Consider the following 23,542-nt stretch of genomic DNA (forward strand, 5'->3'; position numbering starts at 1 on the left):
TTGCCGGGCCGCGGAAGGCGCTGCCTGCTCGGGGGGCGCTCATCCTCCCGCGGGTGCCTCCGGCTCGCACGGCACGTTGAGGGCGATGAGGCCGACTGACCTCTCGGTCATGCGGAGTTCGCTGATCGCCGCGTTGCGAAGCTGTGGGAAGACCCGGCGGTATTCGCTCAGGGGGATCTCCAGGAGCCTGCACAGGGTCAGGCGGAGCAGGGTGTTGTGGGCGACCACCAGGACGCGTTCGCCGGGGTGGGCCGCGGCGATGCGGTGCAGGGCGTCGGCGCCCCGGGTGGCCGCCGTCTTCGGGTCCTCGGCCCCTGGGAACGGGTGCGCCACCGGGTCGGTGCGGAACGCCTCCGCCGCCTCGGGGCTCTCCGCCGCGAACTCCGGGAGCGTACGGCCCTCCACCACCCCGAAGTCACATTCGCGCAGGGCGACTTCGCGGTGCGGGGTGAGGCCGAGGGCGTGGGAGGCGGGGGCGGCCGTGGCCATGGCGCGGGAGAGCGTGGACGTCCAGATCGCGTCGACCGGGTGAGCCGCCGCCCAGCGGCCCAGCGCCTCGGCCTGGTCTCGGCCCGTGTCGGTGAGTGCCACGTCGCTCACTCCGGCGTAGCGGTTCTCGGCGTGCCAGACGGTCTGGCCGTGGCGGGCCAGCAGCAGCGTCGTAGTCATGATTCGGCAGTATCCGGGTCCAGGCGGTCGCGCGCATGTGCCGCGACCGGTGTCGGGAGCCAGCCGCGTGCCGCGAGCTCGTCGACGAGGCGGGCGTACGGCTCGGCGAAGGCAGACGCGCGGTCGGGGCGGGGTTCCAGGACCGTGCGGATGTGGACCATGCGCTCGGCGACTTCCGGCAGCGCCTCGCCGGTGGCGCCGTGCGCCGCCAACGCCGCCATCCCCAGGGCGGGTTCGGTCTGTTCCGGCACCCGGGCGGGGCGGCCGAGGATGTCGGCGCGGAGCTGGTTCCAGTACGCGCTGCGGGCCGCGCCGCCCGTGAAGGTGAGGGTGCCGTCGAGGGGGGCGCCGAGGTGGTGGAGGTAGTCCAGGCAGAGGCGTTCCGTGTAGGCGACGCCCTGGAGGAGGGCCGCCCACAGGTCGGCGTCGCAGGTCGGCTCGCCCAGGACCAGGGACGTGGCGTCCGGGGCGCGGAAGGGGAAGCGCTCGCCCGGCGAGACCAGGGGGTAGGCGATCGCGCCCGACGGTTCGAAGGCGGCGGCCTCGGCGTCCATCGCCGCCGGGTCGGCTCCCGCGAACGCCGCCGTCAACACGCCCGCGCCCACGCTGGAGGCCCCGCCGGGCAGCCAGCTCCCGTCCGGTGCACGGTGGTTGTAGACCACGCCGGTGGCGTCCCGGACCGGGGAGAGCGACGCGCCCTTGAGGACCAGCGTCGTGCCGAGGACCGAGTTCCAGGAGCCGGGGCGCAGGGCCGCGGAGGCGATCTGGGCCGCGCAGCCGTCGGTCATCCCGGCGATCACGGGGGTGCCGGCTGGGATGCCGGTGGCCTCGGCGCCGGACGGGGAGACCTCGCCCAGCCGGGTGCCGGGCCGTACGACGTCGGGCAGCGCGCCCTCGTGCAGGTCCAGGGCGTCCGGCCAGGCGTCACGCTCCACGTCGTAGCCGGTCTTCAGGGCGTGACTGGAGTCGGCGGACGGCAGCTCGCCGGTGAGGAGGGAGACGATCAGGTCGGGCTGGTGGGTGATCCGGCCCCTGCCGTAGGCGTCGGTGAGCCACAGCGCCTTGGGCAGCGCCCAGGTGTCCTGTACGGCGAGACCGGCCGCCCGGAGCCGCGCCGCCTGCCGCGTCGCACGTCCGTCGTCGTACATCAGCGCCGGGCTCATCGGCCGCCCGGCGCCGTCCGTCAGCAGTACCGTCCCCGACGTGCCGCACACCGCGAGCCCGCCGATCCGCATCCGTGACCGGCCCCGGAGCGCGGTACGGGACGCCGTGCACAGCCCCTCCCACCACTCCCCCGGGTCCTGCTCGTGCCGCCCTCCGGTCTCCCGCCGGCCGCCCAGCGGGGCCGAGCCGCTGCCGAGGACGGTGCCGTCCCCGGTGACCAGCAGGACCCGGACGCTCTGTGTGCCCAGGTCGATCCCGAGCCATGCCTCCTGCTCGTCTGCCATCCGGACCTCCCGAACATCCTGATCCGTGAACTTCTCACTCTGCACTGAGATTTTCAGGTGCGCGAGGGATTGACGACCAACTTCCGCCGTTACACCCTCTGTTAACGAGTCGACTCAACGTGTTAACCGGGTTTGCCGCGCGATGTCCGCGCCGGTTCTCCCGGCCAACCCGCTTTTCTGCTGGGGGTCCGGGGGCCCGCGGCGAAGCCGCTGATGTCACAGTCCCCGGGAAGACACAGCACCCGAGCATCGGACCGGACCGAACCCCACGTGGAGGTCACGGATGGACACGCACGCGCACGACCGCCGCCGCTTCCTCGCCCTCAGTGCCGCCGTCGCCGCGGCCCCGCTCCTCACCGCCTGCGGTGCCGGCTTCGGCGGGGACGGCGGCGCCAAGGGGGACGGCTCGGCCGCGGACGACGTCACCGGCTCCTTCGACTGGCGGCGCGAGAAGGGCACCACCGTCAAGGCGCTGCTCAACAAGCACCCGTACACGGATGCCCTCATCGCCGACCTCAAGTCCTTCACCGAGAAGACCGGCATCAAGGTCGAGTACGACGTCTTCCCCGAGGACAACTACTTCGACAAGCTCACCGTGGACCTGTCCAGCGGGCGTGCCTCGTACGACGTCTTCATGCTGGGCGCGTACATGGTGTGGCAGTACGGGCCACCCGGCTGGCTCGAGGACCTCGGTCCCTGGATGCGCAACTCCTCGGCCACCGAGGCCGACTGGGACCAGGCCGACTTCTTCCCCAACCTCCTCCAGGCCGACCAGTGGTCCCTCGAAGCCGGTGCGCCGCTCGGGCAGGGCGGGCAGTACGCGCTGCCGTGGGGCTGGGAGACGAACGTCGTCGCCTACAACACCGAGGTGTTCGGCAAGCTCGGACTCAAGCCCGCCGAGACGTTCGACGAGCTGCGCGAGATCGCCGGGACCATCAAGCGGAAGGCCCCCGGTGCCGGCTTCGACGGGATGTACGGGATCGCCGTACGCGGGTCGCGGAGCTGGGCGACCATCCACCCGGGCTTCATGACCATGTACGCCCGCAACGGCCTCAAGGACTTCACGGTCGACGGCGAGAAGCTCACGCCCGCCATGAACACCCCGGAGGCCATCGCCTTCACCGAGAACTGGGCCGGCATGGTCAAGCAGGGCGGGCCGCCGTCCTGGACGTCGTACACCTGGTACCAGTGCTCCAGCGACCTCGGCGCGAAGAAGGCCGGGATGCTGTTCGACGCCGACACGGCCGCCTACTTCCAGGCCGTCGAGGGCGCCAGTCCCGCCTCCGGGAAGATCGCCTTCCATCCGGGGCCGAAGGGGCCGGACGGGTCGCTCGCCACCAACATGTGGATCTGGTCGCTCGGCATGAACGCCAAGAGCAAGAAGAAGAGCGCCAGTTGGCTTTTCCTGCAGTGGGCGACCGGCAAGGAGCATCTGCGCAGGAGCGCGATCACGCACAACCACATCGACCCCGTGCGGAAGTCGATCGCCGAAGACGGCGCCTACAAGGACAAGATGAAGGGCCTCCCCGGCTTCATCGAGACCTTCGAGACGGTCGTCGACCAGACGAAGATCCAGTTCACCCCGCAGGCCCAGTTCTTCGACGCGACCACCAGCTGGGCCGCCGCCCTCCAGGAGATCTACGGCGGCCAGAGCGCTAAGTCGGTGCTGAACGGGCTGGCGGGCGATCTCGCCGACAAGGTGGGCTAGCCATGCGGCCGGCCCTGCGCCCGTACGTCCTCATCGTCCCGGCGCTGCTCCTGACCTGCGGGATCCTCTATCCCTTCGGACTCGGGCTCTACTACACGCTGTTCGACTTCTCGGCGAGCGAACCGCAGCCGGACATGGTGCGGTTCGAGAACTACGAGGCCGTCTTCACACAGGAGGCCTTCTGGAACTCGGCCTGGGTGACGGTGCTGTACGCGGTCGGGGCCGCCGCCGTGGAGACCGTGCTCGGCGTCGCCGTCGCCCTGCTGCTGCACCGGTCGACGATCCTCGGGCGGATCCTGGAGAAGATCCTCATCCTGCCGCTGATGATCGCGCCGGTGATCGCGGCGATCATCTGGAAGCTGATGCTCCAGCCGTCGGTGGGGGTCGTGAACTACCTGCTCAGACCGTTCGGGCTGGGCGGGGTCCAGTGGACGGACACCCCGACCGGTGCGCTGTTGTCGTCGATCGCCGTGGACGTGTGGGTGTACACGCCGTTCGTGGCGATCCTCGCGCTCGCCGGGCTGCGGTCGCTGCCGACATCTCCCTTCGAGGCGGCAGCGGTTGACGGCGCCGGGTGGTGGTACACCTTCCGCCGGCTGACCCTGCCGATGCTGTGGCCGTACGTGCTCGTCGCGGTGATCTTCCGGTTCATGGACTCGCTGAAGGTGTTCGACATCATCTACGCCCTGACCGAGGGCGGGCCCGGCGACTCCACGGTCGTGTTGCAGATCCGGGCGTATCTGGAGGCGATCCGCTTCCAGCGGTACTCCTTCGGGATCAGCTACACGATCGTGCTGTGGGCCGTGGTGTACCTCGCCGCGATGGTGCTGGTCCGGCACCTGGGGAAGATCCAGCGGCGGGCCGCGGAGGTGACGACCAAGTGACCGTCAGGAAACGCCTGTTGGGGTGGCTGGCCGATGCCGGCCTCGTCCTCTACTTCGTCTTCGCGCTGTTCCCGATCGCCTGGATGGTGATCTTGTCCCTGAAACCCGCCGAGCAGTTGTTCAGCACTTATTTCTCCTTCTCTCCGACCTTCGACGGCTATCGCACCGTCCTCGGCGACAGCGAGGGCATCCCCTTCGTGCGGTTCTTCGTCAACAGCCTGGTGGTGTCGCTGGGCGCGGTCGCGCTGTCGCTGCTGGTCGGGCTGCCGGCCGCGTACGCCTCGGCGCGCTGGCGGTTCAAGGGCTCCGAGAACCTGATGTTCACGCTGCTGTCGTTCCGGTTCGCGCCCGAACTCACCGTGATCATCCCGCTGTTCGTGCTGTACCAGAAGCTCGGGCTGTTCGACACGTACGTCGGCATGGTGTGGGTGCTGCAACTGGTCACGCTGCCGCTGATCGTGTGGATCATGCGGTCCTACTTCGCCGATCTGACACCGGAGCTGGAGCAGGCGGCGCTGCTCGACGGCTACACCCGCAAGCAGGCGTTCGTGAAGGTGGCGCTCCCGCTGGTCAAGCCGGGGGTCGCGGCGGTGTCGCTGCTCGCCTTCATCTTCGCCTGGAACAACTTCGTCTTCCCCCTCATCCTCACCTCCAACGAGGCCCAGACCGTGACCGTCGGCGCGCTGTCCTTCCTCGGCGGGGACCGGCCCAAGTACAACCTCACGGCCGCGGCGGCACTCGTCTCCGTCGTACCGCCGCTGCTGCTCGCGCTGACGATCCAGCGGTATCTGGTGCGGGGGCTGTCGTTCGGGGCGGTGAAGTCTTGACTGCTCCTCCTCGTCAACCGAGAAGGATTCCTGGCTCAGGCCGCCTCCTGGAGCAGCGCTCCTGGAGGTCTTACACCCTCGACACCAGCCGGGTACAGACCAGCCCGGACGAGCATCACACACGCGGAGTTCTTGTCCCTGGGGGACACAGTTCCACACGCGGTGCAGGTGTAGGTACGTTCCGACAGCGGCAGTGCGTGCTTGGCTCTCGCTCCGCAGCGTACGCAGTCCATGGTTGTGTGCGCGGGATGCGCCAGCCGCACGTCCCGCCCGTGCTTACGGCCCATCTCCAGCAGGGCCTTCTTCGTCGCGCCGATCGCGGCGTCGGCGGCCTTGCGCGCCATGTTGGTCTTGGCGAGGAACTTCGGCCGGAAATCCTCCACCGCAATGGCGTCGTGGTCGCGCACAACCTTCTTCGCCCACTTCCGCGCGGTGTCTTGCCTCTTCCGGGCGATCTTCTGGTAGGTCTTGGCCCGCAGCCTCTTCGCCCCGCGGTAACCCTTCGAAGAAGCCTGCCCCTTCTTCGGCTTGCGGCGGGCCGTCATCCGGTCGTACCGGGTCAGTTTCTTCTCGGTCTTCCTGCCATGCTCGGAGTGCGGGAGGTCATGGGCGTCGGATGTGGTGGTCGCGGTCTCCCTCACGCCCCAGTCGACTCCAAGCACCGCACCAGTTTCGGGCAGCGGCTCGACTGCGGCAGGGACGACGAACGAGACGTACCAGTGGCCGACACTGTCCCGGTAGACCCGCACACTGGACGGCTCAGCGGGCAGCTTTCGCGACCAGACGACCGTCAGGACGATGTTCCCTGCCAATTGCAGACGGTCGTCCTTCAGTCGGAAACCGCGTCGCGTGTAGTTCAGTGTCGGATCGGCCTCACGCTTCTTCTTGTGCCTGGGCATCCCGGCACGCTGCCTCATCGGCAGGCGGTCCTTGATGTCCTTGAGTGCTTTGGCGCGGGACTTGCCGAAGTCGCGGATGAGCTGCTGCTGCGGCACGCTGGAACCCTCGGCCAACCACGGCGTGATGGCACGGGCCTCAGTCAGCATTTTGTCCAGCATCGCGGGGCCGCACTTCTCCCCGTCTTGGTGTGCCTTCTTGGACCGGGCAACGCACTCGTTCCAAATCCACCGGCACCGGTCCCACTCCGCCAGCAGTGCCGTGCAGGCAGAGGACGACACGCGAAGACGGTAGGTGTACCGCGCGTGTCCTGCTCCGTTGGCTTCCCCCGGTGTCGTCACAGCGTCAAAGCTAGCCCCATGATTCGCTTCTCTTCGCGAATCACAGAACACCCACTCGAACGAGTGATGACCCGAGCGGGCACCGACCTGCAGCTACGGAGAGACAGTATTCCTCCGCAGCTTGAAGGCCGGGGCATTCTCCGGGAGGCCCGATGAGCTCCAAGAAGGCGACTATTGCCCTACGTGGAGTGCACAAAACGTACGGCAGGACGACCGCCCTCGACGGGCTCGAACTGGATGTCCGTGAGGGTGAGTTCTTCTGCCTGCTCGGCCCGTCCGGCGCCGGCAAGACGACCACCCTCAAGACCGTCGCCGGGCTCGAACTCCCCGACTCGGGGGCCGTCCTGCTCGACGGCGCCGACATGAAGGGCGTGGAGCCGTACGACCGTGGCGTCGCCATGTGCTTCGAGAGCTACGCCCTCTACCCGCACAAGTCGGCCTACGACAACCTCGCCTCCCCTCTCCGCTCCCCACGGCACCGCCTGCCCGCCGCCGAGGCCCGCGAACGCATCGGCGCCATCGCCGAACTCCTCGGTATCAGCGCCCTGTTGGACCGTCCGGTCGGCCGGCTCTCCAACGGGCAGCGGCAGCGCGTCGCCCTCGGCCGGGTCCTGGTCCGTCCCGCCCGCGCCTTCCTCCTCGACGAACCGCTCTCCCACCTGGACGCCAAGCTGCGCCAGCAGATGCGGGCCGAGCTGAAGGCGATCGGGGCCGTACAGCACACGACCACGCTGTACGTCACCCACGACTCCGTCGAGGCGCTGGCACTCGGCGACCGGATCGGGGTGATCCGGGAGGGACGGATCGTGCAGACGGGGACGCGGGAGGAGATCTGGTACCAGCCCTACGACACGGAGGTCGCGCGGGCCTTCGGGCGGCCGCGGATCAATCTGCTGCCGGGGGCGGTGACGGCCGACGGGGGTTTCCGGTCGGCGGACGGGAAGGTGGAGCTGCCGCTCCGCGCGCAGGCGACTCCCGGCATGGACGTCCTGGTCGGCGTACGGCCCCGCGACATCACCCTGACCGGCCCGGGCCATGAACTCACCGGCACCGTCTACGTCACCGAGGTCCTCGGCCGCGCCATCGAGGTCACCGTCCGGATCGGCGAGCTGCACGTGTCGCTGGTCGCCCCGCGTTCGGAGGCGGCCGGGCTTCGTCCCGACGATCCGGTACGGCTGTCGGTGCGGCCTGAGAACCTGCTGCTGTTCGAGGCCGACCGGCCGGAGCGCCCAGGACGACGGATCGGGACACGATGAGCAGCAACAACAGCGGTACGCAGCAGGGGCCCGCGGCCCGCCAGGCCGCCATGGCCGAGCGGGTCCTGGCCGACGGTTCGGCGACCGCGGCCGAGCTGGCCGAGCGCTTCGGGGTGAGCCTGATGACCATCCACCGGGACCTCGACGAGCTCGAACGGCAGGGCATCGTAAGGAAGTTCAGGGGCGGGGTCACGGCGCAGCCGTCCGGGGTCTTCGAGTCCAACGTGCAGTACCGGCTGAAGACCATGCGGGCCGAGAAGGCCGCCGTCGCCGACCACGCCCTGGGGCTCGTCGAGCCCGGCATGGCGATCATGCTGGACGACTCCACCTCCACCCTGGAGATAGCGCGCAGGCTGCGGCTCGGCGAGATCACCCCGCTGACCGTCGTCACCAACTTCCTGGAGGCCATCAACCTCCTCTCCGACCAGCGCGGCATCCATCTCATGGCCCTCGGCGGCGACTACGACCCGCTGCACTCCTCCTTCCTCGGCGTGTCCTGCGTCGAGGCGATCGGGCAGCTGCGCGTGGACGTGTGCTTCGCGTCCACGTCGGCCGTGCACGGGGGTTACGCCTACCACCAGGAGCAGCACATCGTGTCCGTGAAGCGGGCCATGCTCGACGCGGCCGCCCGCAACGTCCTGCTGATCGACCACACCAAGCTCGGCCGGGACGCCCTGCACCGGGTGGTCCCGCTGTCCCGCTTCGACCTGCTCCTCGTCGACGACGGGGCGTCGGCCGAGGCGCTGCGGGACCTGGACGAGCACAAGGTCGACTACCAAGTCTGCGCGACGAAGGGCAGCGGCGATGACCGAGCTGGAGCTACGTGACCTGCGCAAGACCTACCGGTCCAGAGGCCGGCCCTCCGTGGACGCCGTACGCGGTCTCGATCTCGCCCTGCGTTCCGGTGAGCTGCTGGGGCTGCTGGGGCCGTCGGGGTGCGGCAAGTCCACGACCCTGCGGATGATCGCCGGTCTGGAGACGGTGACCGGCGGGGACATCCTGGTGGGCGGGGCGTCGGTGATCGAGCGGCCGGCGCAGCGGCGGAACATCGGGGTCGCCTTCGAGAACTACGCGCTGTATCCGCCGCTGACGGTGGCGGAGAATCTCGCGTTCGGGCTGAAGGCGCGCAAGCGCAGTGCAAGAGGGGACGTCTCCCGCAAGGTCGCCGAGATCGCCGAGCGCGTCGACCTCACCGCCCTCCTCGACGCCCGCCCCGCCGGCCTCTCCAGCGGCCAGAAACAGCGCGTCTCCCTGGCCCGCGCCCTGATCCGGGAACCGGACGTGCTGCTGTTGGACGAGCCCCTCTCCCACCTCGACGCCGCCCAACGCGACACCACCCGCCGCGAACTCAAGCGCATCCAGAAGGACTTGGGCCATACGACCATCCTGGTCACCCACGACCAGGAGGAGGCCCTCTCCCTCGCCGACCGCATCGTCGTCATGAAGGACGGCGTCATCCAGCAGCTCGGCACCCCGTACGAGATCTACGACAGCCCCGCCAACCTCTTCGTCGCGGACTTCGTCGGCGAACCCGCGATCAGCCTCCTCCCCGGCGTGGCGACCGACGACGGCCACGCCCGCCTCTCGGACGCGGCCCGGATCGCCCTGCCGATGCCCGTGGCTGCGGGCCGTGAGGTGGTGGTCGGCATCCGCCCGGAGGACCTGCGCCTGACGTCCGATGACGGCATCGCCGCCCGCGTCACGGCCCATGAACCCCTGCTGGAGTCGGGCATCGCGACCCTCGCCCTGGACGGCGTCGACACCCCCCTGGTCGTCCTCACCGAACCCGAGGTACGCCTCGCCCACGACGAGCACGTCCGCGTCGCCGCCGACGTACGGCTCACCCATGTGTTCGACGCCGAGACGGGAGACTCGCTGCGATGACCTCCGGGAAGAACGTGTGCGTCCTGGCCGCCGGTGACCACTTCGTGCTGCCGCAGCTCATCACGGGCGCGGTCCGGGACGAACTTCCGGAACAGCCCCTTGAATACCATGAGTTGCAGCTCGGCTGGCCCCTGGAGCCCTTCGGCCCGGTCGCCGAGGTCGAGGAGGCCAGTGACGCCGAGGACCGGCTGATCGAGGCGCTGTCCGGTGCGGACGTGCTGGTCACCCAGATGGCACCGGTCACCGAACGCGTCCTCGCCGCCTGCCCCGACCTGCGGCTGGTCGTGGTCTGCCGGGGCGGCCCGGTCAACGTCAACCTCGACGCGGCCAAGTCCCGTGACGTACGGGTGTGTTTCGCGCCCGGCCGCAACGCCGCCGCCACCGCCGAGTTCACCGTCGGCCTGATGCTGGCGGCCCTGCGCCGAATCCCCCAGGCCCATGACCTGCTCGCCCGGCAGGGAAGTTGGGCGGGGGCGACCTACTACACGTACGAGCACAGTGGTCTGGAACTGGAGGACCTGCCGGTCGGGCTGATCGGGTACGGGGCGGTGGGCAGCAGGGTCGCGCGGGTGCTGTGCGCGTTCGGGGCGCGGGTGATGGTCTACGACCCGTATGTGCACCATCACGAGATCCACGGTCTGCGGGTCGCCTCGCTCGACAAACTCCTGCGCGCCTCCCGGGTGATCACCCTGCACGCCCGTCTCACCGCCGAGACCCGCGGCCTGATCGGCGCCCGCGAGCTGGCGCTGCTGCCGCCGGGGTCGGTGGTGGTGAACGCGGCGCGCGGACCGCTGCTGGACGAGGGCGCGCTGTGCGACGCGCTGGACAGCGGGCAGGTGTCGGCGGCGGCACTGGACACGTACGAGAGGGAGCCGGTGCCGTCCGGTTCGCGCCTGTTCGGATTCGGCGAGCGGGTCGTCCTCACTCCGCATCTGGGCGGGGCCAGCCGGGCCGTGGCGGAGAAGGCGGCGGCGATCGCGGCCGCGGAGGTGGGGCGTTGGGTGCGGGGGGAGCCGCTGGCGCACCGCCTGACGTGAGTGTCGTACAAGGGCTCGGCTTTCGGATCGGCCCGACTCCGAGAGGCGGCGCCTGATGACGCGGGCGAGTGCGGGCGACGGAGGTCCCCGCGCGAAGTCGGGAGGGGCGTCGGCGGCCGACGGCAACGCGGCGGATTCGCGTGCCGGACCCGCGGCCCCGGATGGATCCGAAAGACAGGCCCTTGGCGCTGAGGAGGCCCTGATGTACATAGGCATCGACGTGGGCACGTCCATGGTGAAGGCCGCGGCCTTCGACGGCACCGGCCGGGAACTGGCCGTCGCGGCCCGCCCGGTGGGCCTCGCCCTGCACGGCGGGGTCGTCGAGCAGGACATGGAGGAGGTGTACGCGGCGGTCGTCGCCGTGCTGGACGAGGTGACCTCGGGGGTGCCCGAGGCGGTCGAGCTGGCCGGGCTGACCGGGCAGGGGGACGGGGTGTGGCTGGTCGACCAGGAGGGGCGGCCGGTGCGGGCCGCGGCCTCCTGGATGGACGGGCGGGCGCACGAACTGGTCGACCAGTGGCTGGCGGACGGCACCTTCGAGACGGTGTTCCGGCGGACGGGGAGCGCCATGTTCCCGGGGTGTCCGGGGCCGCTGCTGGCGTGGCTGGACAGTCGCGAGCCGAAGGCGCTGGATGCCGCGGCCGCCGCCGTCTACTGCAAGGACATGGTGTTCCAGCGGCTGACGGGGCGTTCGCGGGCGGCGACGGATGTGTCGGACGCGTCGATGCCGTTCCTGGACCCGAGGACCCGGGCGTACGACAACCGGGCCGTGGAACTGCTCGGCCTCACCCACCGACGCGGTCTCCTCGCGCCCGTCAGCGATCCGCTGGCGACGGCGCAGACGCGGGGTGAGGGGCTGCCGCCCGGGACGCGGCTGGCGAACGGGCCGTACGACCTGCCGGCCTGTGCGCTGGGCGCGGGGGTGACGGCTCCCGGGGACGGTCTGTTGATCGTCGGGACCTGTCTGGCCAGCCTGGTGGCCACCACCGACCTCGACCTCACCGGCGAACCGGCCGGCCTGTACATCTCCACCGACCGTCCCGGTCACTGGCTGCGCGCGATGCCGGCGATGGTCGGCACGGCGGCCCTGGACTGGGTGCTGTCGACTACGGGCGTCCGGCACGAGGAGGTCGACGGGCTGCTGGCGGAGAGCCCGCCCGGCGCGCACGGGGTCCGCGTCCTGCCGTACTTCGCGCCGTCCGGCGAGCGCGCCCCGTTCGTCGAGCCGCGCCTGCGTGCCGAACTCACCGGCGTCTCCCTGGAGTCGACCCGCGCCGACCTGGTCCGCGCCACCTGCGAGGGCATCGGCTACGCCGCCCGGCACTGTCTGGCTGCCGCCGGCCTGACGGGCTCCCTCGCGGTGTGCGGCGGCGGTACGCGCAGCCCCGCCTGGATGCGGCTGCTGGCGGACGTGCTCGGCCGGCCCCTGCGGGTGGTCGAGGGCGAGGTGGGCGCCCGGGGCGCGGTCCTCGCGGCGGCGGAACGGTATGGGGTCGCGCTGGACGCGGAGGCCTGGACGCGGCCGACGGCGGTCGTCGAGCCGGACGCGGGGCGGGCGGCGTACTACGCGAAGGGATACGAGGAGCATCTGGCGCGGCTGGCGGAGGCGCGCGAGCGGGCGCGGCGCTGAGCCAGAACTCCCGCGCCCATCCCGCAGCCGCCAAGGCACCGGGAACGCGCGCGGCGCCGAGCCCGATCTCCCCCGCCCGACCCCCGGCCGACCAACGCACACGAGCGGGCACGACACCGAGCCAGAACTCCCACGCCCATCCCGCAGCCGCCAAAGCACCGGGAACGCGCGCGGCGCCGAGCCCGATCTCCCCCGCCCGACCCCCGCCCGACCCCCGCACACGAGCGGGCACGACACCGAGCCAGAACTCCCACGCCCATCCCGCAGCCGCCAAAGCACCGGGAACGCGCGCGGCGCCGAGCCCGATCTCCCCCGCCCGACCCCCGGCCGACCAACGCACACGAACCGGCGCGGCACGGGCCGGATCTCCCACGCCCTTCACCCTTCACCTCACGGCCATCCGTACGTCGCCGCACGCATCCCATGATGGCCGTCCAACCGCCCTCCTAAGAAGGGAAGTTGCATGCCCACGCACACCATGAGACGCCGTTCCCTGCTGCTCGCGGCCGCCGCCACCCCGGTGGCCGCGGCCGTACCCGCGTCGGCGGCCGAGGGCCGTCCGGGCGGCCCCGTGGTCATCGGTCACCGCGGTGCCGCCGGCTGGCGCCCCGAGCACACGGCCGCCTCGTACACGTACGGCGTGCAGACCGGCGCCGACTGGATCGAACCGGACCTGGTGCCGACCAAGGACCACGTCCTGGTGGTCCGGCACGAGAACGAGATCTCGCAGACCACGGACGTCTCCTCGCGGGCGGAGTTCGCGGACCGGCGTACGACGAAGACGGTCGACGGGCGGTCCGTGACCGGCTGGTTCACGGAGGACTTCACGCTGGCCGAGCTGAAGACGCTGCGCGCGGTGGAGCGGCTGCCGCTGGTCCGCAACCGCAACACCGTCTTCGACGGCCGCGAGCAGGTGCTCACCTTCCAGGAGGTGGTGGACCTGGCGCGGAAGTTGTCGAGGACGTACGGCCGGACGATCGCCGTGTTCCCGGAAACCAAGCACCCGACCTACTTCCGCTCGATCGGCCTGCCCCTGGAGCCGAAGCTGGCGGAGGCGATCCGCCGCAACCGGCTCGGCCCGCGCGAGTGCGTCGTCCAGTCCTTCGAGCCGACGAGCCTGAAACGGATCGCGGCGCAGCGGCTGGGCGTGCCGCTGTGGCAGGCGCTGGGGACGACGGGCGGGCCGTACGACCTGGTCTCGGCCGGGGATCCGACGACGTACAAGGACATGATGACCCCGGCGGGCCTGGCGCGGATCGCGGAGTACGCGGACTGGATCGGGCCGGACAAGACGTCGATCGTGCCGCTGACCAGCGACGGCACCCTGGGGAGCCCGACCTCGCTCGTGCCGGACGCGCACGCGGCGGGGCTGCGGATCGGGCCGTACACCTTCCGGGCGGAGAACCAGTTCCTGGCGGCGGACTTCCGGCGGGGTACCGGAGGGGGTGATTTCGGGGACGCGTTCGCCGAGTACGCGCTGTACTACGGGCTGGGGGTCGACGCGGTGGTGACCGACTTCCCGGATCTGGCGGTGATCGCACGGTGAGCCGTAGGGGCGCGCCAAGAGAAGAAGGGGAGGGGTTCTTGATCGAGAGAGAATGCCTGACCTGCCGGAGCAGGCAGAAGTTCCAGAAGCTCAACAGCGACGAGAAGGCGGCGGTCCGTGCGGAGAAGGGGGACCGCTACTACGTGGACAACCTCTGGCGCTGCACCGCCGTCGGTTGCCGGTGGTACCAGCCGTACCTCCACCGGGGCGGCGGCGGTCTCCTCCCCGAGGAGTTCCGGATCGAGGAGGCCGCCGCCACCGACTGAGCCCTACAGATTGCTGAAGTCCGGCCCCTTGGTACGGGTCCGCTTGATCTCGTAGAAGCCGGGGACCGAGGCCACGGCGAGGGTGCCGTCCCAGAGGCGGGCGGCCTCCTCGCCCTTGGGGGCGGGGGTGACGACCGGGCCGAAGAAGGCGATCTGCTCGCCGTCGGCGCCGGGGACGGCGATGACCGGGGTGCCGACGTCCTGGCCGACCTTGTCTATGCCCTCCTTGTGGGAGGCACGCAGCTCGGCGTCGAACTCGAAGTCCTTCTGCTCGGCGTAGTCGATCAGGTCGGCGGGCAGACCGGCGTCCGCCAGGGCCCCGGCGATCGCCTCCAGGGTCACGCCCTCGTCGTTGTTGTGGAAGCGGGTGCCGAGCGCGGTGTAAAGGGGGCCGAGGACGTCGGCGCCGTGCTTCTGCCAGGCCGCGGTCACCACACGTACCGGCTGCCACGCCTTGACCTCGAGCATCTCCCGGTACTCCGCGGGCAGCTCGTCGATCTTGTCCTCATTGAGCACGGCCAGGCTCATGATGTGCCAGCGGACCTCGATGTCGCGGACCTTCTCCACTTCCAGCACCCACCGGGAGGTCATCCAGGCCCAGGGGCAGAGGGGGTCGAACCAGAAGTCGACGGGGGTCTTGGCGGTCTCGGACATGGCTCTCCTAGGGATACGCACGTTTGAAGATGCAACAACGCGCCCGTCGCCCGCTTCATTCCCTGCTGCCGGGTGTCAGGGCCGCATGGCAGGATCAGTGCCGTCCGCATGCTGAACACCACCCGAGGGAGTGCCACCCGTGCCCGGTGAGAATCTGTCCCGCGACGAGGCCCGGGAGCGGGCCGCCCTGCTGTCCGTCGACGGGTACGACGTGTCCCTCGACCTGCGTTCCGCGGTGGGCGACAGTGCCGGGGACGGGCCGCGGACCTTCCGGTCCGTGACCACGATCCGGTTCCGCTGCGCCGAGCCGGGCGCGGCGAGCTTCGCGGACCTGATCGCGCCGGGCGTCACCGCGGTCTCCCTGAACGGCCGGGACCTCGACCCCGGTGAGGTCTTCGACGGCTCCCGGATCGTCCTGGAGGACCTGGCCGCCGACAACGAGCTGACCGTCGACGCGCAGTGCGCCTACTCCCGCACCGGCGAGGGCATGCACCGCTTCGTCGACCCCGAGGACGGCGAGGTCTACCTCTACACCCAGTACGAGCCGGCCGACTCCCGCCGGGTCTTCGCCAACTTCGAGCAGCCGGACCTCAAGGCGCCGTTCCGCTTCGAGGTGCGGGCGCCGGAGGGGTGGACGGTGTGGAGCAACGGCGCCGGTGAACTCGTCGACGGGGTGTGGAGGTTCGCCGAGACCAAGGCGATCTCGACGTACATCACCTGCTTCGTGGCGGGCCCGTACCACTACGTCACGGACTCCTACACCAGGGTCTTCGACGACGGTACGACGCTGGAGATCCCCCTCGGCGCCATGTGCCGCAAGGGTCTCGCGCCGTACTTCGACTCCGACGACGTGTTCCTGGTGACCAAGCAGGGCCTGGACTTCTTCCACGACCACTTCGACTACCCGTATCCGTTCGGGAAATACGACCAGGCGTTCGTCCCCGAGTACAACCTCGGGGCGATGGAGAACCCGGGGATGGTGACCTTCCGCGAGGAGTTCATCTTCCGCGGGAAGGTGACACGGGCGTCCTACGAGGGCCGCGCCAACGTCGTCCTGCACGAGATGGCGCACATGTGGTTCGGCGACCTGGTCACCATGGAGTGGTGGGACGACCTGTGGCTGAAGGAGTCCTTCGCGGACTTCATGGGCGCGTTCTCGCTGGTCGGCGCGACCCGCTTCAAGGACGGCTGGATCACCTTCGCCAACCGCCGCAAGTCATGGGCGTACCGCGCCGACCAGCTCCCGTCCACGCACCCGATCACGGCGGACATCCGCGACCTCCAGGACGCCAAGCTCAACTTCGACGGCATCACCTACGCCAAGGGCGCCTCCGTACTGAAGCAGCTGGTGGCGTACGTCGGCCAGGACGCGTTCCTGGAGGGCGCGCGGCGCTACTTCAAGCGGCACGCGTACGGCAACACGCGCCTCGGTGACCTGCTGTCGGTGCTGGCGGAGACCAGCGGCCGGGACATGGGCACGTGGGCGCGGGCGTGGCTGCAGACGGCGGGCGTCAACTCGCTGACCCCGCAGGTGCTGCTGGACGCCGAGGGCCGCGTCGACGAGGTGGCCGTCCTCCAGGAAGCCGCCGAGTCACACCCGGAGCTGCGGCCGCACCGGGTGGCGGTGGGCCTGTACCGGCGGGGCGCCGGGGGCGCGCTGGAGCGGTACGCGCGCGTGGAGACCGACGTCGAGGGGCCGCGCACGATCGTGGCGGAGCTGGCCGGTGCCGAGGCGCCGGAGCTGGTGCTGGTCAACGACGACGACCTGACGTACTGCAAGATCCGCTTCGACACGGCCTCGCTGGAGACGCTGAAGGAACACCTCGGCGCGCTCACCGACCCGCTGGCCCGTGCCCTGTGCTGGTCGGCGCTGTGGAACATGACGCGGGACGCGCTGCTGCCGGCGCGGGACTTCGTGGACCTGGTGCTGCGGTACGCGGGGCGCGAGTCCGACATCGGCGTGCTGCAGATGCTGCACGCGTGGGCGAACTCCTCGCTGGTCAACTATGTGGCGCCCGACTGGCGTCCGGAGGGCGAGCGGCTGCTGGCCGAGGGTGCCCTGCGGGAGCTGCGGGACGCCGAGCCGGGCGGCGAGCCCCAGCTGGCGTGGGCGCGGTTCTTCGCGTCGGTGGCGTCCCGCGCGTCCGACTTCCAGCTGCTCCAGGGCCTGCTGGACGGCACGGCGAAGATCGACGGTCTTGACGTGGACCAGGAGCTGCGCTGGGCGTTCCTGCAGCCGCTGGCCGCGCACGGGATCGCCGGCGAGCCGGTGCTGGCGGCCGAACTGGCCCGCGACGACACGGCGTCCGGCAAGCGCCACCAGGTCCGCTGCCTCGCCGCCCGCCCGTCGGCGGCCGTCAAGGCGCAGGCGTGGGCGCAGGTCGTGGAGTCCGACGCCCTCTCCAACGCCCTGGTCGAGGCGACCATCGCGGGCTTCACCCAGCCGTCCCAGCGGGAGCTGCTCGCGCCGTACGCGGCGAAGTACTTCGCGGCGATCGAACGGGTGTGGGAGCAGCGGTCCATCCAGATCGGCATGGACGTGGTCGGAGGCATGTTCCCGTCCCTCCAGCACTCACCGGAGACCCTCGACGCGACGGACGCCTGGCTCGCCGCCCACGAGGACGCGGCACCGGCGCTGCGCAGGCTGGTGCTGGAGGCGCGGGACGATCTGGCGCGGGGGCTGCGCGGACAGGCGTGCGACGCGGAGACGGCCGACCAGTGACCTCCGGCCTGGTCTCTGGCCCGTGATTCGGCTTTCCGGCACCGTTACGGAATTCAGGCAACAGGAGCCGTAACCCCTGGTCCACCCCTAATGGACCAGGGGTTTCCCTGCCTACTCGGCAACCGAACACCCGTCCTTTAGGGCTGTCTTGTCTGGATTTGTCGACGGGCGTGTAACAGCGGTTAAGGGACGGATCGGATGCGGAAGCCTCCGAGCCATGAACCACAACACGCCACTCCCCCCGCTCTCGCCCCGCCCCCTCCGCCACCTCTCCGAGGTGCACCGCCGGGTACTGACGGCCGCCCAGCTGAAGGCGCACGGCGTCTCGTCGGCGGAAGTGAACGAGCAGTGCCGCCCCGGCGGCCCCTGGCAACAGCTCCTCCCCAGCGTCTACGTCCTCCACCCCGGCCCGCCGACCAGCGAGGAGCGGTTGCACGCGGTGCTGATGTTCGCCGCGCGGGAGCGGACGGCCGGGGTCCCGGTCCAGCCGGGCGCGGAGGAACCGCACCGCCCGGCCTACGCGGAGGCGATGATCACCGGCCTGGCGGCGCTGACCCTGCACGGCTTCTCCGCGACGCCGCCCCTGACCGCCCTGGACACGTTCGACGTCCTGGTCCCGAGGATGCGCCGGCTGCGCTCCACGGGCAGCGCCCGCATCGTCCGCACCCCGGCCATGCCGACCCCGCAGCAGGTGACGGGCGTTCCGGTGGCCCCGGTGCCGCGCGCGCTGGCCGACGCGGTCTCCGAACTGACGGACGCCGGCGCCGTACGCCGCCTCCTGACCGAGGCGGTACGCGGTAGGCACTGCGAACCGGCGTCGGTGGTAAGGGAGTTGAACCAGGCCAAGCTGCTCAGCCGCCCGTATGTGGTGGACGCCGTGGAGTCACTGATCGCGGAGGGCCGGGCCATCTCGGAGGACCGCCTGTACCGGATGGTCTACGAGTACGGCCTCCCCGACCCGGTCTGGAACGTCGATCTGCGCCTGCCGGGCGGCCCGCACCTCGGCGGCCTGGACGCCTACTGGCCGGAGCAGGCGGTGGCGGTGGAACTGGACACGCGGGCACCCCGCCAAGGCCATCGGCAGGACGACGACGCCCTGTGGTCGGAGTACGCCCGCAAACGCGAGCACCTGGAGCGGCTGGGCATCACGGTCGTCCACCTCACGCCGAAGAAGCTGCGGGACGCGATGGAACAGCAGGCGACGGTGGTCCGTACGGCCCTGATGGCGTCGGCGGACCGTGATCCGGCGGCGTATGTCGTGGTGCTGCCGCGCTGACCACCGCGGACGGGGTGCCCCATGAGTGGGGCACCCTGACCGGTGCCGACGGCAGTCCCTGCTGAGGGCCGTCCCCTTGGCCGCGCTCAGAGGTCGTCCACGTCGACCAGGCCGTCCTGGATGGCGCGGGCCACCAGGCTTGCCTTGGTGCGTGCGGGGCGGCCGACGTTCGCGTACTTGATCCGCACCCGGTCCAGATACGAGTTGACCGTCCGTACGGAGATGCCGAGACGCTGCGCGACCAACTCCTTCGACTCCGACTGGAACCACTCGATGAGCACGTTCTCCTCGCGCAGGGAGAGCTGGGGGCGGTCGGCGCGGGTGTTCGTGCCCAGCGCGCCGGCCAGCGCGGGCGGCATGTAGGGCCGCTCGTCCGCTGCCGCCAGCGTCGCCTCGACCAGGTGGTCTCGGCCCTCGCTCTTGGTCAGATAGGTCGCGGCTCCCAGGTCCAGGCAGCTGAGCGCTGTCTTCTCGTCGTCCCGCATCGAGTAGACGACCACCTGCCGCCCGGCGTCGACGAGTCTTCGGAGGCTGCCGAAGGCGGGGCCGCCTTCGCCCAGTTGCAGATCGAGGACGACGACATCGGCCGTGCTGCCCGGCTCGGTCCAGGCTTCCCGTACGGAGTCGCCGGCCGCGACCACGGTGATGGGCCGCCGTGATGCGGCGTACCACGCCTCCACACCCGAGAGGATGGCGGGATGGTCGTCGACGACGACCACGCTGACCGGTGCGTTGTCACTCATGTGAGGTCAACTCCAGAGGCTGCGGGTCTTCTCCAGTCGGCCTCCACCCACACACTTCCGCCGCGCGTCGTTCGCGCCACGGTCACCTTCGCGTCCGTGGCACGGTCGTGTGCCTGAGCGGCCTCTTCCGTGCCGCGGCCGTCGGCGCAGTCCTCGCTGACCACGCTCACGCGTACCGCGCGGGGCGTCCACACGACAGTCACCCGCGCGGTCGAGCGGGTACGGCCCAGAATCACCGCCACCGGGTCGACCAACTCCCTGCGTACCTCCACGGGCACCTCACCCGGCCGACCTCGTACGGCCAGGCTGACCGTCACCCCCTGGTGCTCGACCACCTCGACGCATGCCCGCAACTCGTTCAGCAGCGGGTCGGAGACGGCATCGCTCTCCGCGAACAGGCGGCGCATACGGGCGGCTTCCACGCCGCACCGCAGCCTGACCTCCTCGTCGTGCGGGCTCAGCACACCGTGGCCGAGGCCCACGAGCAGCGGCACTGTCGTCGCCGTCAGCGCGCGGTAGCGCTCCTTGTGATCACGCTGCATGTCCTCGTGGATGCGTTCCCGGGTACGCAGTTCTTCCTCCTGTGCGGCCGCGGTCCCCGCTGCCGGCGCCGTACCGTGCAGCAGGTACGTCATTAGTACACCGACGGAGAGCTGGAAGCCGCAGGCGGATATCGTGGAGATCCCCATGACGGCCGACTCGGCGGCGGTGGGCGCCCCCGACAAGAACACAGCGGTCGCGTTGAGCCCCATATGCGCCCCGAGGAACGCCGCGTACACCCTGACCCGCAGGTCTGCCAGCAGGAACAGCGCATGCCAGCCGACCACTCCGAACGCCCAGTCCGCCGGACCTGTCGACTGCTCCGGCGGGAGCGTGAACGCGCATACCGCCGAAACGGCCAGCACCGAGCCCAGGCTCCACCCGCGCACCCTCGGCGGGATCTGCCTGCCGCGCAGCAGATAGGCGCCCCCGGTCACCGCGACGGCGGCGAGGCAGACGAAGGCGGCTGTCTGGGCCCACGCAGGGCGGTACACGTCCTGGTGGACCATGAGCCGGCGCAGCGAGATGGCGAACTGCCACACCAGGCTGATCAGCAGCACAGCCAGTTGGGCCCCGTAAAGGAGCTGCCCGCGGATGAAGCGGACGACAGCCGTGTGCTGTGGCTGGGCGCGGGGCGGGCGCGGTACGCCCGTCATGTGCGCTCCGTCCCCTGCCTGTGACGCCCGGGCCCCGCCGTGCCAGCGCCACTGCACGCGGGTCCCGGTGCCCGGATGCGAGGTGACGCAAGCGGAGCCTCCGACCGCGTGCATCCTGCCGATGATGGAACCGGAAATGCCCCGGCGCCGTGCGGGGACGGACTCCGGGTCGAAGCCCCGTCCCGCGTCGGACAGTTCGACGACGACGCCGTCCCCCTCCGTCCATGCCCTGAGCTCCGCTTCCCGCACCCCGGCATGGCGTGCCACATTGGTGACGGCCTCCCGGACCCCGTTGAATATCGCGAGCCCAGGGCCGGACGGAATCGCGAGCGGACCATCGACGCGCGTCTTGAGTTGCACCCTGGCCTTTCCCTCACCCTCGGGCACGCAGCCGAGAAGCGCCGCGAGGTCGATGCTCCCCGTCTCGAATCCGGGCACGGCGGACAATGCCTCCAGATCCTGTCTGGCACGTGGAGGCAGCCACGACCAGTCCCGGCCGTCGCCCTGGGAGACCATCAGCAGCGTCGCGCTCGCCGTGTCGTGCAGGGTCGCCAGGTACTCGCGCTCGGTCGCCCTCCGTGCGGCGGCGGCATCTGCCTCCCGGCGCGCCGCCGCCCTGGCCGCGGCCGACCGGTCAGCCGCCCTGGCCAGCGCCCGAACGATGAGGTAAGCGGCCCTCGACAGGGTCACCTGGACAAACATGCGCACCAGGGGGATCAAGTCCGGGCTGTGGCCAGGCGAGGAGAGGACATCGCCCAGCACGCAGACGACGGCCCCCGACGCGGCCAGGGCAGCCCCGGCCACTGGGCGCGTCGCCCACTCGTACTGGAAAGCGACGACGCTGATGCCGACAACCGCCTCCACCATCACATTCCCGCCGTCGCCGCCGAGCACGGGCTGAGACAGCCCCGTCAACACCAACACGGCCGCGTCCAACGTCCACAGCAGGGCGAGCGGGAACAGGCGCGGGCGGCGCAGCGCGTAGAGGCGCACACCACAGGCGAGAAGAGCGGGCACCAGCAGAGACACCGCCAGGGGAATGTCCGCCACGTCCGCCGAGACGACGCCCAGCGCACCGCACAGGCAGACCACCGTGGACCGGAGCCACACCCCGAACCGCTCCAGGGCCAGGTTCAACAGGCGCTCGCTGGACCTGGGGCCGTCCAACGGCTCGGCGGCTCCATCACCGTTCCCCTCGTACCCCCCAAGCCGCATGGAGCCAAGCGTAGTTGACCGGTGTGGGGCGGCCGCTCCTTGTGGGGCGAACGACCGGCACACCCAGTGACCGGGCCGGGCTACTGTCCGCCCAGGCCGCGGCAACCTGGCAAGCCCACGACAAGAACTGCAAGACCTTCACGGACGCCAACGCCCAGAGCCTCGGTTCGGCCTGCGCGGAGGTGCAGAAGCGCGTCACCGACGCCGACTCGGTCAACGGTTACCGCGGGAGAGTGACCGTCAACCCCACTGCGGGTAACTGGATGAAGCCGACCACCTACGTCTTTGGTAGTTGTTGACTTTTCGATCTTGAGGGATGCGCGTCGAACGGGAGTCCCGATTGGGTGATCGTGGGGCGCTTGGCGCATACGGACAGGGCCTCCTGAACAGCTCGTTGGTGTCGAATCACCGAGCAGCAGGAGGCCCTGATGCAGCAGTCTTCCGTGCCGACGGCCGGGCAGTCCAGCTCGGTCACCTGGGAGTGTGACTGTCTGGCTCACCGGTTCGGAAACGCCGCCGACAACGGGTTGCGGCAGCCGCGCTACCCGACGGACATGACGGACGTGGAGTGGGCGGCCGTCCGGCCGTTGCTGCCGGTGCCGGGCTGGATGCGCGGTCGCGATGGCCGGCCGGAGGCGTACTGCCACCGGGCTGTACTCGATGCGATCCGCTACCTCGTCGACAACGGCATCAAGTGGCGGGCGATGCCGGCCGACTTCCCGCCGTGGGACCGGGTGTACGCGTTCTTCCGCCGCTGGCGCGACCATGGCCTGGTCAAGGAGTTCCACGACCGGCTACGTGCGCAGGTCCGCGAGAAGGCGGGCCGCGACGCGGAGCCGACGGCCGCAGTGATCGACTCGCAGTCGGTGAAGGCGGACCGCCCCGTCAGCCACGACGCCACGCTCTACAAAGATCGCAACACCGTCGAGCGCGCCATCAACAAGTTCAAGGAATCGCGAGGGCTGGCCACCCGCTACGACAAGACACCCGAGAGCTACGCCGTAGGACTCCACCTGCGCGGATCCATCCTCTGGCTACGCAGCCTGCCAGCCCTCCCGTGATCTCAACTCAGAACAGGCCCTAGTTTGAGGGGTCTTCGAAGTTGAGCGGTGCGCGGACGCCGACTGGTAAGCCGCGAGGATGTGACAGTTTCCGCGGGAGTGTCACATCCCCGGCTTGCGAGGGCCCTGGAGGCGGACGCCGACCAACAGGGGCGCACCGCTCAAGTTCGAAGACCCAGTTTGAGCAAAGTCAGGTCCTCCGCCTCGCACAGCACTGGCCCGGGAACGGCGTCATCACAGACGCCCTCGGCCGGCTCGAAGCTCTGCCGAACCCAGGCTGAC

General features: G+C 70.4%; 20 protein-coding genes. 14 read left to right on the forward strand and 6 right to left on the reverse strand.

Features of this window, described 5'->3' with window-relative positions:
• Nucleotides 1-39 precede the first annotated feature (39 nt).
• Both AQJ91_RS05335 and AQJ91_RS05340 read right to left on the reverse strand, forming a co-directional pair.
• Complete coding sequence (locus tag AQJ91_RS05335; protein WP_067016869.1) at nt 40-669, reverse strand: histidine phosphatase family protein; 630 nt, start codon at nt 667-669, stop codon at nt 40-42.
• On the reverse strand, nt 666-2,117 hold the full coding sequence (locus AQJ91_RS05340) for an FGGY-family carbohydrate kinase (RefSeq protein WP_067017217.1): 1,452 nt from the start codon (nt 2,115-2,117) through the stop codon (nt 666-668). The genes AQJ91_RS05335 and AQJ91_RS05340 overlap by 4 nt, the downstream gene beginning before the upstream one ends.
• 283 nt (nt 2,118-2,400) lie before the next feature.
• On the opposite strand from AQJ91_RS05340, the gene AQJ91_RS05345 reads away from it, so the two are divergent.
• Genes AQJ91_RS05345 through AQJ91_RS05355 form a run of 3 tightly spaced genes read left to right on the forward strand, consistent with a single transcriptional unit; the run spans nt 2,401 to nt 5,536 of the window.
• Nucleotides 2,401-3,825, forward strand: coding sequence for an ABC transporter substrate-binding protein (locus tag AQJ91_RS05345; protein ID WP_067016872.1), 1,425 nt, complete (start codon nt 2,401-2,403; stop codon nt 3,823-3,825).
• A 2-nt stretch (nt 3,826-3,827) separates the two neighbouring features.
• Nucleotides 3,828-4,709, forward strand: coding sequence for a carbohydrate ABC transporter permease (locus AQJ91_RS05350; RefSeq protein ID WP_067016874.1), 882 nt, complete (start codon nt 3,828-3,830; stop codon nt 4,707-4,709).
• Nucleotides 4,706-5,536, forward strand: coding sequence for a carbohydrate ABC transporter permease (locus AQJ91_RS05355; RefSeq protein WP_067016876.1), 831 nt, complete (start codon nt 4,706-4,708; stop codon nt 5,534-5,536). Before AQJ91_RS05350 ends, AQJ91_RS05355 begins: the two co-directional genes overlap by 4 nt.
• A 35-nt stretch (nt 5,537-5,571) precedes the next feature.
• On the opposite strand, the gene AQJ91_RS05360 is transcribed toward AQJ91_RS05355, so the two are convergent.
• Nucleotides 5,572-6,774 carry an RNA-guided endonuclease InsQ/TnpB family protein gene (locus tag AQJ91_RS05360; protein WP_067016878.1) on the reverse strand — a complete coding sequence of 401 codons (1,203 nt, stop codon included), beginning with the start codon at nt 6,772-6,774 and terminating at the stop codon, nt 5,572-5,574.
• A 152-nt stretch (nt 6,775-6,926) separates the two neighbouring features.
• Between AQJ91_RS05360 and AQJ91_RS05365 the strand changes: the two genes are divergently transcribed.
• From AQJ91_RS05365 to AQJ91_RS05395, 7 genes are all read left to right on the forward strand, one after another.
• Nucleotides 6,927-8,030, forward strand: a complete 1,104-nt coding sequence (locus tag AQJ91_RS05365; RefSeq protein WP_067016880.1) for an ABC transporter ATP-binding protein — start codon at nt 6,927-6,929, stop codon at nt 8,028-8,030.
• Nucleotides 8,027-8,857, forward strand: a complete 831-nt coding sequence (locus AQJ91_RS05370) for a DeoR/GlpR family DNA-binding transcription regulator (protein WP_067016882.1) — start codon at nt 8,027-8,029, stop codon at nt 8,855-8,857. Before AQJ91_RS05365 ends, AQJ91_RS05370 begins: the two co-directional genes overlap by 4 nt.
• Nucleotides 8,835-9,914 carry an ABC transporter ATP-binding protein gene (locus AQJ91_RS05375; RefSeq protein WP_067016884.1) on the forward strand — a complete coding sequence of 360 codons (1,080 nt, stop codon included), beginning with the start codon at nt 8,835-8,837 and terminating at the stop codon, nt 9,912-9,914. Before AQJ91_RS05370 ends, AQJ91_RS05375 begins: the two co-directional genes overlap by 23 nt.
• The gene (locus AQJ91_RS05380) at nt 9,911-10,951 is read left to right on the forward strand and encodes a 2-hydroxyacid dehydrogenase (protein WP_067016886.1); all 1,041 of its coding nucleotides are present in this window, start codon (nt 9,911-9,913) and stop codon (nt 10,949-10,951) included. Before AQJ91_RS05375 ends, AQJ91_RS05380 begins: the two co-directional genes overlap by 4 nt.
• 202 nt (nt 10,952-11,153) lie before the next feature.
• A complete protein-coding gene (locus AQJ91_RS05385; protein WP_067016888.1) occupies nt 11,154-12,581 on the forward strand; it encodes an FGGY-family carbohydrate kinase in 1,428 nt (475 codons plus the stop codon).
• Between the two features lie 463 nt (nt 12,582-13,044).
• On the forward strand, nt 13,045-14,127 hold the full coding sequence (locus AQJ91_RS05390) for a glycerophosphodiester phosphodiesterase (protein ID WP_199847852.1): 1,083 nt from the start codon (nt 13,045-13,047) through the stop codon (nt 14,125-14,127).
• Between the two features lie 38 nt (nt 14,128-14,165).
• Nucleotides 14,166-14,393 carry a hypothetical protein gene (locus AQJ91_RS05395; RefSeq protein WP_067016890.1) on the forward strand — a complete coding sequence of 76 codons (228 nt, stop codon included), beginning with the start codon at nt 14,166-14,168 and terminating at the stop codon, nt 14,391-14,393.
• 3 nt (nt 14,394-14,396) lie between these two features.
• On the opposite strand, the gene AQJ91_RS05400 is transcribed toward AQJ91_RS05395, so the two are convergent.
• Nucleotides 14,397-15,047 carry a mycothiol-dependent nitroreductase Rv2466c family protein gene (locus AQJ91_RS05400; protein WP_067016892.1) on the reverse strand — a complete coding sequence of 217 codons (651 nt, stop codon included), beginning with the start codon at nt 15,045-15,047 and terminating at the stop codon, nt 14,397-14,399.
• Nucleotides 15,048-15,186: 139 nt separating this feature from the next.
• Here AQJ91_RS05400 and pepN point away from each other — a divergent pair, with 139 nt between their 5' ends.
• Both pepN and AQJ91_RS05410 read left to right on the forward strand, forming a co-directional pair.
• On the forward strand, nt 15,187-17,769 hold the full coding sequence (gene pepN / locus AQJ91_RS05405) for an aminopeptidase N (protein WP_067016894.1): 2,583 nt from the start codon (nt 15,187-15,189) through the stop codon (nt 17,767-17,769).
• Nucleotides 17,770-17,986: 217 nt separating this feature from the next.
• Nucleotides 17,987-19,045 (forward strand): hypothetical protein, encoded by a 1,059-nt coding sequence (locus AQJ91_RS05410; RefSeq protein WP_067016896.1) that lies wholly within the window; start codon nt 17,987-17,989, stop codon nt 19,043-19,045.
• A gap of 86 nt (nt 19,046-19,131) precedes the next feature.
• Here the strand turns inward: AQJ91_RS05410 and AQJ91_RS05415 are convergent, their stop codons facing one another.
• Both AQJ91_RS05415 and AQJ91_RS05420 read right to left on the reverse strand, forming a co-directional pair.
• Nucleotides 19,132-19,788, reverse strand: coding sequence for a response regulator transcription factor (locus AQJ91_RS05415; protein WP_199847853.1), 657 nt, complete (start codon nt 19,786-19,788; stop codon nt 19,132-19,134).
• Nucleotides 19,785-22,199, reverse strand: a complete 2,415-nt coding sequence (locus AQJ91_RS05420; RefSeq protein ID WP_234381809.1) for a sensor histidine kinase — start codon at nt 22,197-22,199, stop codon at nt 19,785-19,787. The genes AQJ91_RS05415 and AQJ91_RS05420 overlap by 4 nt, the downstream gene beginning before the upstream one ends.
• Nucleotides 22,200-22,213: 14 nt before the next feature.
• Between AQJ91_RS05420 and AQJ91_RS05425 the strand changes: the two genes are divergently transcribed.
• Both AQJ91_RS05425 and AQJ91_RS58105 read left to right on the forward strand, forming a co-directional pair.
• Nucleotides 22,214-22,498, forward strand: coding sequence for a hypothetical protein (locus tag AQJ91_RS05425; RefSeq protein ID WP_159054484.1), 285 nt, complete (start codon nt 22,214-22,216; stop codon nt 22,496-22,498).
• Nucleotides 22,499-22,627: 129 nt separating this feature from the next.
• A complete protein-coding gene (locus AQJ91_RS58105) occupies nt 22,628-23,260 on the forward strand; it encodes a transposase (protein WP_407696825.1) in 633 nt (210 codons plus the stop codon).
• Nucleotides 23,261-23,542: the final 282 nt, after the last annotated feature.

It is taken from the genome of Streptomyces dysideae, assembly GCF_001514305.1.
In the GTDB taxonomy this organism is placed as follows: Bacteria; Actinomycetota; Actinomycetes; order Streptomycetales; family Streptomycetaceae; genus Streptomyces; species Streptomyces dysideae.

What these genes read in the sequence shown, in the direction of transcription:
- AQJ91_RS05335 (WP_067016869.1), bottom strand. Translation starts at nt 669, where the DNA reads ATGACTACGACGCTGCTGCTGGCCCGCCACGGCCAGACCGTCTGGCAC.
- AQJ91_RS05340 (WP_067017217.1), bottom strand. Translation starts at nt 2,117, where the DNA reads ATGGCAGACGAGCAGGAGGCATGGCTCGGGATCGACCTGGGCACACAG.
- AQJ91_RS05345 (WP_067016872.1), top strand. Translation starts at nt 2,401, where the DNA reads ATGGACACGCACGCGCACGACCGCCGCCGCTTCCTCGCCCTCAGTGCC.
- AQJ91_RS05350 (WP_067016874.1), top strand. Translation starts at nt 3,828, where the DNA reads ATGCGGCCGGCCCTGCGCCCGTACGTCCTCATCGTCCCGGCGCTGCTC.
- AQJ91_RS05365 (WP_067016880.1), top strand. Translation starts at nt 6,927, where the DNA reads ATGAGCTCCAAGAAGGCGACTATTGCCCTACGTGGAGTGCACAAAACG.
- AQJ91_RS05370 (WP_067016882.1), top strand. Translation starts at nt 8,027, where the DNA reads ATGAGCAGCAACAACAGCGGTACGCAGCAGGGGCCCGCGGCCCGCCAG.
- AQJ91_RS05375 (WP_067016884.1), top strand. Translation starts at nt 8,835, where the DNA reads ATGACCGAGCTGGAGCTACGTGACCTGCGCAAGACCTACCGGTCCAGA.
- AQJ91_RS05380 (WP_067016886.1), top strand. Translation starts at nt 9,911, where the DNA reads ATGACCTCCGGGAAGAACGTGTGCGTCCTGGCCGCCGGTGACCACTTC.
- AQJ91_RS05385 (WP_067016888.1), top strand. Translation starts at nt 11,154, where the DNA reads ATGTACATAGGCATCGACGTGGGCACGTCCATGGTGAAGGCCGCGGCC.
- AQJ91_RS05390 (WP_199847852.1), top strand. Translation starts at nt 13,045, where the DNA reads ATGCCCACGCACACCATGAGACGCCGTTCCCTGCTGCTCGCGGCCGCC.
- AQJ91_RS05400 (WP_067016892.1), bottom strand. Translation starts at nt 15,047, where the DNA reads ATGTCCGAGACCGCCAAGACCCCCGTCGACTTCTGGTTCGACCCCCTC.
- AQJ91_RS05410 (WP_067016896.1), top strand. Translation starts at nt 17,987, where the DNA reads ATGAACCACAACACGCCACTCCCCCCGCTCTCGCCCCGCCCCCTCCGC.
- AQJ91_RS05415 (WP_199847853.1), bottom strand. Translation starts at nt 19,788, where the DNA reads ATGAGTGACAACGCACCGGTCAGCGTGGTCGTCGTCGACGACCATCCC.
- AQJ91_RS05420 (WP_234381809.1), bottom strand. Translation starts at nt 22,199, where the DNA reads ATGCGGCTTGGGGGGTACGAGGGGAACGGTGATGGAGCCGCCGAGCCG.
- AQJ91_RS58105 (WP_407696825.1), top strand. Translation starts at nt 22,628, where the DNA reads ATGCAGCAGTCTTCCGTGCCGACGGCCGGGCAGTCCAGCTCGGTCACC.